This is a genomic window from Embleya sp. NPDC050493 (assembly GCF_044458105.1).
GTDB lineage: Bacteria > Actinomycetota > Actinomycetes > Streptomycetales > Streptomycetaceae > Embleya.
Window position 1 is genome coordinate 618,335 of sequence record NZ_JBITHP010000001.1, and the last position, 12,383, is coordinate 630,717.

9 protein-coding genes and 2 tRNA genes are annotated in these 12,383 nt (G+C 70.5%); 2 read left to right on the forward strand and 9 right to left on the reverse strand.

Annotated elements, in window-relative coordinates; genetic code table 11:
* Positions 1–3 precede the first annotated feature (3 nt).
* The 3 genes from ACIBM5_RS02515 to ACIBM5_RS02525 all read right to left on the reverse strand — a co-directional run bounded on the left by ACIBM5_RS02515 (position 4) and on the right by ACIBM5_RS02525 (position 3,930).
* Positions 4–1,053 (reverse strand): hypothetical protein, encoded by a 1,050-nt coding sequence (locus tag ACIBM5_RS02515; protein ID WP_396004986.1) that lies wholly within the window; start codon positions 1,051–1,053, stop codon positions 4–6.
* A gap of 735 nt (positions 1,054–1,788) precedes the next feature.
* Positions 1,789–3,714: a sel1 repeat family protein gene (locus ACIBM5_RS02520; RefSeq protein WP_396004987.1), complete on the reverse strand. Its 1,926-nt coding sequence runs from the start codon at positions 3,712–3,714 to the stop codon at positions 1,789–1,791.
* A gap of 139 nt (positions 3,715–3,853) precedes the next feature.
* A tRNA-Met gene (locus ACIBM5_RS02525) sits at positions 3,854–3,930 on the reverse strand.
* Positions 3,931–4,250: 320 nt separating this feature from the next.
* Between ACIBM5_RS02525 and ACIBM5_RS02530 the strand changes: the two genes are divergently transcribed.
* Positions 4,251–4,523 carry a hypothetical protein gene (locus tag ACIBM5_RS02530; protein ID WP_391585179.1) on the forward strand — a complete coding sequence of 91 codons (273 nt, stop codon included), beginning with the start codon at positions 4,251–4,253 and terminating at the stop codon, positions 4,521–4,523.
* A 205-nt stretch (positions 4,524–4,728) separates the two neighbouring features.
* On the opposite strand, the gene ACIBM5_RS02535 is transcribed toward ACIBM5_RS02530, so the two are convergent.
* Positions 4,729–4,802 (reverse strand) — tRNA-Met (locus tag ACIBM5_RS02535).
* 112 nt (positions 4,803–4,914) lie between these two features.
* The gene (locus ACIBM5_RS02540; RefSeq protein ID WP_396005112.1) at positions 4,915–7,998 is read right to left on the reverse strand and encodes a UPF0182 family protein; all 3,084 of its coding nucleotides are present in this window, start codon (positions 7,996–7,998) and stop codon (positions 4,915–4,917) included.
* A gap of 153 nt (positions 7,999–8,151) precedes the next feature.
* Here ACIBM5_RS02540 and ACIBM5_RS02545 point away from each other — a divergent pair, with 153 nt between their 5' ends.
* Positions 8,152–8,694, forward strand: a complete 543-nt coding sequence (locus tag ACIBM5_RS02545; protein ID WP_391585181.1) for a PPA1309 family protein — start codon at positions 8,152–8,154, stop codon at positions 8,692–8,694.
* A 193-nt stretch (positions 8,695–8,887) separates the two neighbouring features.
* Here the strand turns inward: ACIBM5_RS02545 and ACIBM5_RS02550 are convergent, their stop codons facing one another.
* The 4 genes from ACIBM5_RS02550 to ACIBM5_RS02565 form a co-directional block, all read right to left on the reverse strand.
* Positions 8,888–9,940 (reverse strand): PDZ domain-containing protein, encoded by a 1,053-nt coding sequence (locus tag ACIBM5_RS02550; protein ID WP_396004988.1) that lies wholly within the window; start codon positions 9,938–9,940, stop codon positions 8,888–8,890.
* Between the two features lie 47 nt (positions 9,941–9,987).
* Positions 9,988–10,224, reverse strand: coding sequence for a hypothetical protein (locus ACIBM5_RS02555; protein WP_391585183.1), 237 nt, complete (start codon positions 10,222–10,224; stop codon positions 9,988–9,990).
* A 123-nt stretch (positions 10,225–10,347) separates the two neighbouring features.
* Positions 10,348–10,770 (reverse strand): molybdenum cofactor biosynthesis protein MoaE, encoded by a 423-nt coding sequence (locus ACIBM5_RS02560; protein WP_391585184.1) that lies wholly within the window; start codon positions 10,768–10,770, stop codon positions 10,348–10,350.
* A gap of 212 nt (positions 10,771–10,982) precedes the next feature.
* On the reverse strand, positions 10,983–12,050 hold the full coding sequence (locus ACIBM5_RS02565; RefSeq protein WP_391585185.1) for an NAD-dependent epimerase/dehydratase family protein: 1,068 nt from the start codon (positions 12,048–12,050) through the stop codon (positions 10,983–10,985).
* Positions 12,051–12,383: the final 333 nt, after the last annotated feature.

Here is a 12,383-nt window from a genome sequence, read left to right on the forward strand (position 1 = left end):
CCGTTACGAGGGCGTGGTCCGCCGGACCAGGTGCACCGCGCCCGCGCGGGCCGCCCTGCGCAGCGCGGACCGCTCCGCGTCCAGGTGCGCGTGCAGGATGTCCAGATCCGCGTCCTCGCCGCATTCGGCGAGCCCGAGCAGCATGCCCGGCGAGGGCCGGGTGCGCAGGAAGGCCCGGTAGGCGGCGGCCGGATCGGTGCCGCCGGCCTGCAGTCGGCGCCGTGCGGCGTCCCGCACCTTGGCCGAACGATCCGCCAACGCGCCCGCGAGAACGGCCGGTTCGATCCCGGCCGGCAACACCTCGACCGCCCGCTCGCGCACCCGCGGATCGGGCACCCGCAGCAGCCGCAACGCGACGTGCTGCCGGTCCCGGCCGCGCAGTCGGGCCAGCAGGGCATGTCCGGCGGCGGTCCGGCAGGCATGGTCCGAGTCGCGCAGCGCCATCGCCAACAGCGCGTCCTCGTCCAGCAGTTCCATGCCCAGGCGACGCACGCTCGGCTGCGTCTCGGTGACCGCCGCGCGGCCTCGGGCCTGCTGACGCGGCTTCGCGAGCAGCACCTCCCGGTAGGCATCCAACGCACCCTTGGACCGGCTCCGCCCGCGCAACGCGTCGAGCACGGGCACCGCCGCCCGCACCTCGTCCGGCTCGTCGTGCCAGCGCAGCGCGGCCAGCGCCCGCTCGCGCACCGAGTCCACCCAGTCGTCGGTCCGCAGGGCCAGGAAGACCGAGGCCAGCGGCCCGGGTTCGGCCGCCAGCCGAACCACCGCCTCCTCGCGCAGTCCGCCGTTGGCGTCCAGGCTCGTCACCGCGGCGACCAACGGGTGCCGGCGGGTACGCAACAGCACCCTGGCCGCCCCCGGACCACCCGGCGCGCCCGCCGCCTGCGGCCGAGCGGCCCGATCCATCCGCACCAGCGTGGCCGCGGGCAACCCGATCACCCGCGCCGCGACCGCGTCCGAGTCACCGTCCCCGGCCTGCACGACGCCGCGCAGGTACGCCACCAACCGCCCCGCCTGCTCCCGCGACCCGTCGTCACCGGGCCAATCACCCACGACAACGGCCCCGCCCCCGACCCCTCGCCCCCTCCGCAACAGCCCCATCCCGCCACCTCCATCCCGCAAACCCTAACGACCCCCACCCAAACCCCCCACACCCACCAACAAACCCGGCCCACCCACAGCAGACTCGACCCACCCGACGCCTGAAACACCCCAGCCCGCCCGGCGCTTGAGGACACCCCGGCGCAACATCACACCTGCCACCAGCCCCAGTTCAGCCCGTCCGACGCTTGAGGACACCCCAGCCAACACACCACTCACCGCAACCACCACACCGACCGCACCAAAATCAGCCCGTCCGGCGCTTGAGGACACCCCAACGCAGCCCAGGCACGACCGCAACCAAGTCAGCGCGTCCGACGCCCAAGGACACTCCGGCGCAACATCACACCTGCCACCAGCCCGAGTTCAGCCCGTCCGGCGCTTGAGGACACCCTGCCAACACACCACTCACGGCAACCACCGCAGCGACCGCACCAAAATCAGCCCGTCCGGCGTTTGAGGACACCCCAGCGCAGCCCAAGCACGACCGCAACCAACCCACCAGGCCGGCCGGCCACGGCACGTTCAGCCCGTCCGGCGCTTGAGGACACCCCAGCCGACACACCACCCACCGCAACCACCACACCGACCGCACCAAATCCAGCCCGTCCGGCGTTTGAGGACAACCAGCCAAGGTCACCCGCCGTCGGCCCGTCCGCCCGAGGACCATGTGGACCGGGCCCAGACTCAACTCGCCAGCGATTCCGCCCGGAACGCGTCCAGCAACCGTTGCGCCTTGGCCGCGACCTCCGCAGGACCATGCGCGACCGCCGGCCCACACCAATGTTCCGCATCGGCCAGATCCCCGCGCCGCAACGCCAGCACCACGAGCCGCAGAGCCGCCCGCCCGTGCCCACCGCGCGCGGCCACCGTCAACCACGGCTCCGCGCCGTCCGGATCCTCGTGCCGCAGATGCAGCAGCGCCAGGTTCCACGCCCCGGACACGCTGCCCGCCTCGGCCGCGACCTTGAACCGCCGCGCCGCCGACTTGTCCTCACCACGCCGCGCGCACAACACCCCGCACCGCAGTGCCGCCGTCACATGCCCCGCGTCCGCGGCCACCGCGTACCAGCGCTCCGCCTGCTCGGCCGCCCCCGCGTCGGCAAGCATCGCGCCGAGCCGAAATGCCGCCGTCGGCCGATCCGCTCGCGCCGCCGTCTCGTAGGCGCGCGCCGCCCCCTCGGCATCCCCCCGGCGCTCCAGCAACAGCCCCATCTGCAATGCCGCGTCCGCGTGCCCGGCCTCCGCGGCGCGCCGCCAGCACGTCTCGGCGGCGTCGTCCAGACCGCCCCGCGCGTGCAGGATGCCCAGGTTGTACGAGCCGTCCACGCTGCCCGCCTCGGCGGCCCGCGCGAACCATATCCGCGCCTCCTCGTCGTCCCCGCGCTCCAGAAGCAGCCCTGCCAGCGCGTTGGCCGCGTCCCCGTGACCCGCGTAGGCGGCCATCCGGAACCAGCGCTCGGCGCCCGACGCGTCCTCGTGCTCGGCGTGCAACAGGCCTAGGTTGAAGGCCCCGTTGCACTCGCCGGCCGCCGCGGCCCGCTCGTACCACCGGGCCGCCTCGCTCGATCGCCCGCAGGCGGCGAACCACGCCCCGAGCGCATTGGCCGCCGTCCCGTCACCGGCCTCCGCCGCGACCTGCCACCACCGCGCCGCGCCCTCGACATCACCCGCGTCCTGCAACAGGAACCCGAGCGCACGGGCGCCCTCGGCGTCGCCCTCCTCGGCCGCGAGCCGGTACCACCCGATCGCCTCGGCGGTGTCCCCCGCCCGCTCCAGCGAGGTCGCGAGCCGTACCGCGGCCCGCACGTGGCCGCACGAGGCCGCGCGCAGGAACCACGTCGACGCGGCACGTTCGTCGTCCCGCTCCTGTCCCATCCGGCCCAGCCGATAGGCCGCCTCGGGGTGCCCCGCCTCGGCTGCCCGGCGATACCACCGCTCGGCGCCGGGGCGCCCGGTCAACTCGAAGAACTCGCCCAGCGTGAGCGCGGCCCGCACATGCCCCGACTCGGCCGCGTTGCGCAGCCAATAGACGCCCTGACCGGACAGGTCGTGGTAGGCGCCCATGCTCGCGCCGGCACCAGCACGCGCCGCGTCGGCCTGATCCAGCAGCAGCGCGCCGAGCGAGAACGCGGCGATCCGACTGCCCGCCTCCGCCGCACGATGCCACCACAACGACGCGGCGTCGTCCCGCCCCTGACGGTGCATCAATACACCGAGGTTGGTCGCCGCGCCCCGGTGTCCCGCCTCGGCGGCCCGCCGCAACAGCTCGGCGGCCTCGTCCTGTTCGCCGCGCTCCAGCAACATCAGCGCGAGGCTGTTCGCCGCCGACGGGCTGCGGCCGGCCCGCTCGCGATAGCGTCGTTCGAGTTCGGCCGCCTCGTGCCGATCCAGCGCCTCGTGTCCCTCGACGCTCCCGCTCGGGCTGCGCCGACGCGGCCGGAACGGGACCAGGACCGCATAGTCGTCGGGATGCGCGGGAGCCGTGGCGGCGGCGGCCCGACCGCGGTCCAGGACCACCGTGTCGGGGCCTTCCGGTACCGCTTCGAAGACGTCGGCCTCCGGCGGTGGGTCGTCCCCCCGCCGTCCGCGATGTCCCTTCCACGCCCCCATGAGTCCATCGTGGCATCTCGGGCCACATCCATGCAGTCGCGATTCGGCAACGACCACCCGACTCCGGCCGAATTGTCGCGATACGCACCCTGTCAGGGCACGCACGAAGGGCCCGGTCGTAAGACCGGGCCCTTCGATGTGGTAGCGGGGACAGGATTTGAACCTGCGACCTCTGGGTTATGAGCCCAGCGAGCTACCGAGCTGCTCCACCCCGCGTCGGTAGACACAACTGTACGGCAGCGTCCCGGGGGCAGGCAAATCCCCTCGACTCCCGCCCCGGACGGCCGCGCCGGGTCCGCGGCCGTGCGTCCGACGCGCGTACCACTCGGGAGGGCGGCCGAATTCAGACCATGGAGTGAACCTCCTCGACTCGGCCCCGATCCCGAACCGATCCACCTTTGACCGCAATTACCCCTGCTTGCCCGGCAGTTCGTTTGCGCCACAACGGAGTTCCCGGCCAATCGGGGACACGATCGGGTCTCGACATGGGGCCGGAAGCCGTCACGGCGTGCCCCCGATGGGGTACGGTCTGCGTCGTGGTCATATCAGGAATGGACCATCCGAGCATGCCGCGCCGAGTCCCGGTTCCACCGATGGACGTCGGTCGAAGCGGCGTGGGCGAGCGCCTGGAGAGGCACCTCGCCCTCATCGGCCGTGCCTCCACGCAGGAGACGGCGAACAGCCTCGAATCGGCCGCCATCATCCAGAGCGTGGCCCCGCGCAACGAATCGCGCGGCACCCACCGGCTGGCGCGCGTGACCCTGATGGCTCCGCTGCGCGCCAAGCGCCGCCGCCAGATCGCGCTCTAGTCCGCCGCGGTCCGCCGCGCCCTCAGCTCGTGCGCCACCACCCGACTCACCGAGTCGGGTCACGCCCCGAGCCGCACGACCTCCGGGGCGACCACACCGACCGGGGCGAGAGACGACACCACGAGGCAGAACCACGCGAAGCGAAGACATGGCAATACGCAAGAGGCCCGGTTCCGAAGAACCGGGCCTCTCACGTGTTACCGAGTAGCGGGGACAGGATTTGAACCTGCGACCTCTGGGTTATGAGCCCAGCGAGCTACCGAACTGCTCCACCCCGCGATGCGTTGTGCCTTGAGCTTACGTGACCCGAGGCCGCACACCAAATCGATAACGCGACGGGCCCGCCTCCCGAAGGGGAAACGGGCCCGTCGCCTACATCACGCGCCGTCGATCACGGCTTGGGCGCCCCGGTCGCCGACCCGGTCGCGGGCGGCGTCCCGTTGGCCGGTGGCGTCCCGTTGGCCGGTGGCGTCCCGTTGGCCGGTGGCGTCGACGGAGTGCCCGCCGGGTTCTTCGCCGCCGCCTCGGCCGCCAGGGCCCGGTCCACGGCCGCCTGAAGGCGCTTCTGTGCCTCGCCGTACTTGGCGAAGTCACCGGCCTTCAGCGCCGCGTCGGCGTCCTTGAGGGCCTGGTTGGCCTCGTCCAGCGCCTGCTTGACCGTCGGGTTCTGGGCCGGCGGGGTGCCGGTCCCACCCGTGGTGGGCGGTGGCGTGGTGTTGCCCGTGTTCGGGGGTGTGGTCCCCGTCGGTGGCGGAGCCGGTGTCGTCTCGCCGTTGAACACCGCCGCCAATGCCTCCGGCAGCGTGTTCTGCAGCGCGATCTTGCCACCGAACGACACCAGCACCTTCTGCAGCACCGGATACGACCCGGCCGCATTGGCCTGGAGGTACACCGGTTCGACGTAGAGGATGCCGCCGCCGACCGGAAGACTCAGCAGGTTGCCGAAGACGACCTTCGAGTTGCCGATCTGGAAGACGTTCAGCAGCCCGATCACGGACGAGTCGGACTTGAACTGACTCTGCATCAGGTCCGGCCCGTTGATCGCCGTCGCCGATGGCAGCGTGAGCAGTCTGACCTTGCCGTAGTCCGGTCCCGGTTCCGAGTTGACCGCCATGAACGCCGCGAGGTTCTGCCGTTCTCGTGGCACGAAGGTGGTCGTCAACTGGAACGACTGATCCTTCGCCTGCTGCGCCTGGGCGTCGCCGGGAGCCGGCGGCAGCTTCATGGACAGGTAGTACGGCGGCTGGTCGGCTCCGCCGACCCCGGTGCCCGTCGGGTCCTTCGGGACCTTCCAGAAGTCCGAGCCGTTGAAGAACGTCCGCGGGTCGGTCACGTGGTACCGGGTCAGCAGATCGCGCTGCACCTTGAACAGGTCCTGCGGGTAGCGCAGGTGCTCCATCAGGGTCGGCGGGATCGTGGTCTTCTTCTTGACCGTGTTCGGGAAGGCCTTCATCCAGGTCTTGAGGACCGGGTCCTTCTCGTCCCACTGGTAGAGCTTGACCGAGCCGTCGTAGGCGTCGACCGTCGCCTTCACCGAGTTGCGGATGTAGTTGACGTTGCCCGTGTTGCCGACCGCGCCGCGGGCCCGGTCCTCGGCGTTGAGCGAGTCGGCGGTGGCGTCCCCGAGCGTGGTGCGGGTCGCGTACGGATAACCGTTGCTGGTCGTGTACGCGTCCACGATCCACTGCACCTTGCCGTTTATCACGGCCGGATACGGGTCACCGTCGATGGTCAGCCATGGGGCGACCGCCTCGACCCGCTCCTTGGGCGTGCGGTTGTACAGGATCCGGGAATCCTTGTTGATCGAGTCGGAGAGCAGGATGTTACCCTCCTGGAACTTCGTCGCGTACAGCAGCTTGTTGAACGTGCCGCCGATCGGAACGCCGCCCTTGCCCTGATACGTATAGGTCTGCTGACCCGTCGGGCTGTTGTCGAGCGGATAGTCCACCTCGGTCGCCGCGGCCTTCTTCGGGGCCCCGACGATCGAGTACTCGGTCGTCTGCTCGCCGAAGTAGATCCGCGGTTCGTACGGGCCGAGCGGACTCGGGCTCGTCTTCTCCTGGGTGTCGGTCCGGATGTCCTTCTCGATGAAGACCGGCTTGCCCTCGGGGTCCCGAGCGGTGCCCTCGGCCGCGACCACACCGTAACCGTGGGTGTACTTGGTGTGGTCGTTGACCCAGTTGTGGCTCTGGTTGCCCTTCGGGTTCAACTCGCGCAGCGCGATGACGGTGTCCTGCATCTTGCCGCCGATCATGTAGCGATCGACGTCGAGAGTGGCCGGGAAGCCGTAGTACTGCCGCAGTTGCTGGAGCACGTTGAACGTCGGGGAGACGATGTTCGGGTCGAGCAGCCGAATGCTGGCCGTGGCGGACGCCTCGTCCTTGAGTTCCGGCCGGGCGTCGACGTTGCCCGCGTACGCCTCGGGCTTGACGTCGTCGATGCCGTACGCGTCCCGCGTCGCCGCGATGTTGCGTTCGATGTACTTGGCTTCCTTGGCCTGCTGGTTCGGCTTGACCTGGAAGCGCTCGACGATCGCCGGGTAGAGCCCGCCGATGAGCACCGCGGACAACACCATCAGGCCGAAGCCGATGATCGGCAGTGCCCAGGTGCGGCGGAAGACGTTGACGAAGAACAGCGTCGCGCAGATCAGCGCGACGATGAACAGGATCGTCTTGGCCGGCAATACCGCGTGCGCGTCGGTGTAGCGCAGGCCGGTGAATTGCGACGCCTGCTTGAAATCACCGGACGAGACCGCCAGCGAATAGCGGTCCAGCCAGTACGCGACGGCCTTGAACAACACGAAAAGGCCGAGCAGCAGCGAAAGATGCGCCTGAGCGGCCGGTGTCGCCCGCGACCCCGGACTCTGGACCCGAAGCCCGCCGTAGAGGTAGTGCGTGATCACCGCGAGGACGAGGCCGACGACGACCGCGACGAACGCGAAATTGATCAGGAATCGATAGAACGGCAGGTCGAACGCGTAGAACGACACGTCCTTGTGGAACTGCGGGTCCTTGGTTCCGAACGAGACGCCGTTCACGAACTGCAGCCACGTCTTCCACTGCCCCGACGCCGAGGTGCCGGCGATGATGCCGATGACGACCGAGAGGCCGATCAGCAACCACGTGCGGAAGGGGGTGATGGCCGACCGGTAGCGGTCGAGACTCTGCTGCTCCAGCGACATCCCCCGGAACGCGGGTCGCAGCCGATAGGCGACATACACGTTCGCGCCGACGGCCACGGCCATGAGCAGACCGAACACCAGGAACAACCCGATGCGCGTCCACAACTTGGTCGTGAATACGTTTCCGTAGCCGACCGACTTGTACCAGAGCCAATCCGTCCAGAAATTCGCGAACAGCACCCACGCGACAACGATCACCACGAGGATGGCCAGCGTCAGGAGCAGGGTTCTGGACCTGCGGGACGGAGCTCCCATTCTGATCCGACGGCCACCTGAGCCGCCTCGTTCGGGCATCTGAAAAACCAAGGGTGCGCACCTCGATCATTACCTGGACGCGCCCGGTCGGCGCTCGATGGGTCAACTTACCGAGACAGGACGTGGTTCCCCACCGACACGGCCGATACAGGCTCGTGATCCGCCGTGGGGCGAAGACGGGAAGATGGGGTCATGACCGTTGCACTCACCCAGGCCCTCGTCGAGATCGAACGCCACGTGGCGGCGTACGGCTGGGACCAGCAGGCCCGCCTCTACGCGCTCGTGGACACCGCGGAATTGGCCCGTACCGAACCCGACCTCGCGGCGCAGCTCGGCTTGTCCGCCGACCGCGACGCGCCCATCGACACCCTCACTCCGATCGAGCAGGAGGAAGTCCCCGAGAACGTCGCGATCGACGAATTCCTGGCGAGTATCGCCTGGCCCGAGGCCGTGCTCGGCTGCGCGCTGGTGGTCGAGCGGCTGATGTTGCCGCCGTCCGCCGAGGCGACCATGCCCGCGGTGGGCAGTGATCGCGAGATCCACGACTGGGTCGCGTCGCACCCGCAGCGCCAGGAGGTCCGCCTCGCCGTGGGCGTGCTGCGCGACGGTTCGCGCGAGTCGGCCGTGCGGCTGCGGGACAAGGACGACGACTCCGAGGTGCTCTCCGGCGCGGATCTGGTGCCGGGGCTGGCCGAGGCGCTGCTGGCCACGTTCGGCGAGGGTGACGAGGACTAGGCCGTGTCCGGTGGATCTTGGTGGATGAGGTCGCGTCGTCTGGTGCCGTGGCTCGGCGTGCCGGAGAAGCAGCCGCATAGTGGTTCTATTCGGCTGTTTCTCCGGTGCGGCGAGACGCGGTGCCAGGCGGCGCGGCCCCACCAAGATCCGCCGGACACGGCCTAGTCGTCTTTCCCGAGCGGGTCCGCACCGGTCACGCATGACATTCCGTCAAAGTGCCCTGGCCGGTGCGGATCGTCTCCAGCGCCTTGAGCGCGTCGTCCAGCGTCTCCACCTGGACCAGGGTCAGCCCGCCCGGCTTGGTCTGCGCGGCGGAGGCGCAGTTGGCCTTGGGCGTGAGGAAGTACTTGGCGCCCTGGCGGCGGGCCCCGATGGTCTTCATCTGGATGCCGCCGATCGCGCCGACCTTGCCCTCGTCGTCGATGGTGCCGGTGCCGGCCACGAACTTGCCGCCGGTCAGGTCGCCGGGGCTGAGCTTGTCCACGATGCCGAGCGCGAACATCATCCCCGCGCTGGGACCGCCGACGTCCTCCAGGTGGATCTCCACCTTGAACGGGAACTTGGGCAGGATGCCCGGCGCGATGCCGACCAGGGCCCGGCCGTCGTCCTCGGCCTTCCCGGTGACCACCTGTACGTCGCGCCGGGTGCCGCGCGCGTCCGCGGGGTCGACGGTGAGCGTGACGCTCTCGCCGGCCTGGTGCCTGGTGATCGCCGCGGCGACGTCCTGGGGCTTGCCGATGGGCGTGCCGTCCACGGCCAGGATGATGTCGCCGGCGTGCAGCTTGCCGAGCGCGGGCGCGTCCTTGGCCACCGTGGCCACGATCACCTGCTTCTCGATCGGGATGCCGAGTGCCGCGAACGCCGCCACCTTGGCGTGCTCCTGCGACGAGCTGAACTCCTCGGCGTTCTCCCGCTCCACCTCGGCCGCGGACTTGTCGTCGGGGTACAACGACTTCTTGAGCACGACGTCCGCGTCGCCCTTGACCCAGCCGGCGAGCGCGTCGAGCAGCGGCATGTCGTAGGACTTGTTGGTCACCGACACGGTGGTCATGTTCAGGTGACCGCTCGTGGGATACGTCTCGTGGCCGGAGATCTCGATGACCGGCTTGCCGCCTTCGTCGCCGAGCGTGTTGTACGTGGGCCCGGGGCTCAGCTCGGCGTAGGGCACCGGCGCGAACAGGACGGCGCAGGCCAGGGCCAGCAGCAACAGCCCCGAGACGACCAGTGTGGCGGTGCGGCGCGACATGCGCCCGACCCTACGGCACCCGGGATTTCCCGGTGCGGCCCGGGCCGTCACGGGCTTTCGAAGCCCGGTTCCGGAGCCTTCTCGGCGGTGCCGCCGGGGGTGGGTTCGGGCCGGACCGGGGTCGCCGCGCGGACCCGGTCCAGGACCGCGTTCCATTCCGCGAATTCGGACATCGAGTCGTGCATGCTCGGCGTGCGAAACGACCGGCGAACCCACGCGGCCCAGATCACCGCGATCACGAGTGCAACTCCCGGGATGGCCCACCACCATGCGACAGACGCCATGACGTACTCCGTCCACAGGAGGGAGAGGCTGATGGCTTAAATAATATGTATGTGGTGATGATGGTGCATTTCTGCTGCTCCGAGCCGGGTGTGACCCAGGTGACGGACGGGACTCGCGGGGTCTCAGCAGGCGCCGACCCAGTCCGAGTCGCCGTCCACGAAGTGCTGGAGCTTCCAGATCGGCACCTCGTGCTTGAGCTCGTCGATCAGCCGCCGGCACGCGGTGAACGCCTCCGCGCGGTGCGGACACGAGACCGCGACCACGACCGCGAGGTCGCCGATCTCCAGCCGGCCGATCCGGTGCACCGCCGCCATCGCGCGCACGGGCAGATCGGCCGCGATCTTCTCCATCACCCGATACAGCTCGGCCTGGGCCGAGGGGTGGGCGGAATACTCCAGCGCGGTGACCGTGCGCCCGCTGTCGGCGTTACGGACCGTGCCCACGAACAGGTCCGTGCCGCCCGCGGACGGGTCGCCGACGGCGGCGAAAACCTCCTCGACGGACAACGGCGTGTCGCGGATCTCGGCGATGCGGATGACGTCCATAACGGGCAGTATCGCGCGCGACGGATCGACACCGACCATCCCGGTCCCGTTTTCACCCGCGGGTCCGGCAAGGCGCGTGCGTCCGCGAGTGCGCGCGGATCCGCGGGCACGCCGGGTCCACGGACGCCGTGCGCCGCGGTTCCGCGCGCCGCCGGTGCCGTACGGGTCCGCCGGTGCCTGCCGCCGGCGGACGGTGCCCGCCGGGCGGCCCGTCAGAAGCCGCGCCGCCGGCGCCGGACCTTGCGCACGATCGCGGCCGTGCCCACCAGGGCCACGGTCGCACCCGCCGCACCGAGCGTGGTGGCGTCCTTGCGGCCCAGTCGGCGGGCCACCAGCGCATGCCGTCCGTCGACGTCCTCCAGGAGCACCGCGAAGGCCGCCTCGTTGGTCCACACCGGGCGCCAGCCCGCCGCGCGCAGCCGCTCGGAGGAGACCACCCAGCCGTGCATCGTGTACGCCAGGTCGCCCGCCGGGGCGGGGGTGATGCCCAGTCGGTGCAGCCGCTCGGCGGTACCCAGCGCCAGCGACGCGGGCAGCTCCATCCGGCGCATCCCGGACAGCTCCTCGATCTCCTCCTGCTCCAGCCAGCCCTCGGAGCCGACGGTGACCACACCCTCGACCCGGCCCAGCGCGGCGAACTCGAGCGCGGAGGCGAGGTCGTCCAGGTGGCAGAACTGCCAGCGGGGCTGCCCGCCGGAGACCACCAGCAGGCGCGGCGCCTCGAAGTGCCGGGTCATCACGCTGTCCGCCTCGGGCCCACCGACCAGGGTCGCCGGGCGGACCACGGTGACCTTGACGTGCGGGTGGGCGCGCGGGGTGCGCTCGGCCAATTCCTCGATCTCCAGCAGGTCGCCGACCAGCGAGGCGTCCGCCGTCGCCCGCAGGGGCGCGTCCTCGGCGAGCGGTACGGCGTTGTCCGGCAACGCTCCGTAGACCATCGCCGAGGTGCACAACACGACCCGGGGCACCCGGGCCGCGGCGGCCGCGGTCAGCACGGTCTGCGTGCCGCGCACGTTGCGTGCGCCGCGGGCGCGGGGTTCGGAGTCGAGCGACATGTCGAGCGCGAGGTGCACCACCACGTCCACACCCTCCAGCCGACCGGCCAGGGCGGGGTCGCGGACGTCCATGATCCGCCACTGGGCGCCGGGAATCTCGCCGCGCCGCTCGTCGATCGCGATCAGACGTTTGACCTGGTCGTTCGCGGCCAGAAGCGAGGCGACGCGATGTCCCAGCCCGGCCGCGGCGCCGGTGACCGCGACGACCGGGCGCACCCGGGGCACACTCTTGTCCGAGGGGTGGGCCGAGGCCGAGGCGTTGGGCTCCGGAGCGGTCTCCGAGGCATCGGTCCCGGTGCCATCGCTCGTGCTCTCCCGCCCGCTCCGCCCAGAGCGAACGCGTGGGGGCTGGGAACTCACTGGCGGTCTCCCGTGGTTAGTTTGGTACGAGCGGTTCGTCAAGAAAGGTACGCGCGACTGCTTGCCTTTCCTGTCAGTGTCCGCGATCCATCCTGCCGGAGGTGTTGTTGTGATCTTCACGCCAGGCGCGAATCGGCGCTCCTGCGGCGTTGCCTCCGGCCGGAACGGCGGACAGGCCGAGCGAGACGAGGTAACCGT

Bases quoted from the DNA above. Each gene is read 5' to 3' on its own strand.
- ACIBM5_RS02520 (WP_396004987.1), bottom strand. From the start codon at position 3,714: ATGGGGGCGTGGAAGGGACATCGCGGACGGCGGGGGGACGACCCACCG.
- ACIBM5_RS02540 (WP_396005112.1), bottom strand. From the start codon at position 7,998: ATGCCCGAACGAGGCGGCTCAGGTGGCCGTCGGATCAGAATGGGAGCT.
- ACIBM5_RS02545 (WP_391585181.1), top strand. From the start codon at position 8,152: ATGACCGTTGCACTCACCCAGGCCCTCGTCGAGATCGAACGCCACGTG.
- ACIBM5_RS02550 (WP_396004988.1), bottom strand. From the start codon at position 9,940: ATGTCGCGCCGCACCGCCACACTGGTCGTCTCGGGGCTGTTGCTGCTG.
- ACIBM5_RS02555 (WP_391585183.1), bottom strand. From the start codon at position 10,224: ATGGCGTCTGTCGCATGGTGGTGGGCCATCCCGGGAGTTGCACTCGTG.
- ACIBM5_RS02560 (WP_391585184.1), bottom strand. From the start codon at position 10,770: ATGGACGTCATCCGCATCGCCGAGATCCGCGACACGCCGTTGTCCGTC.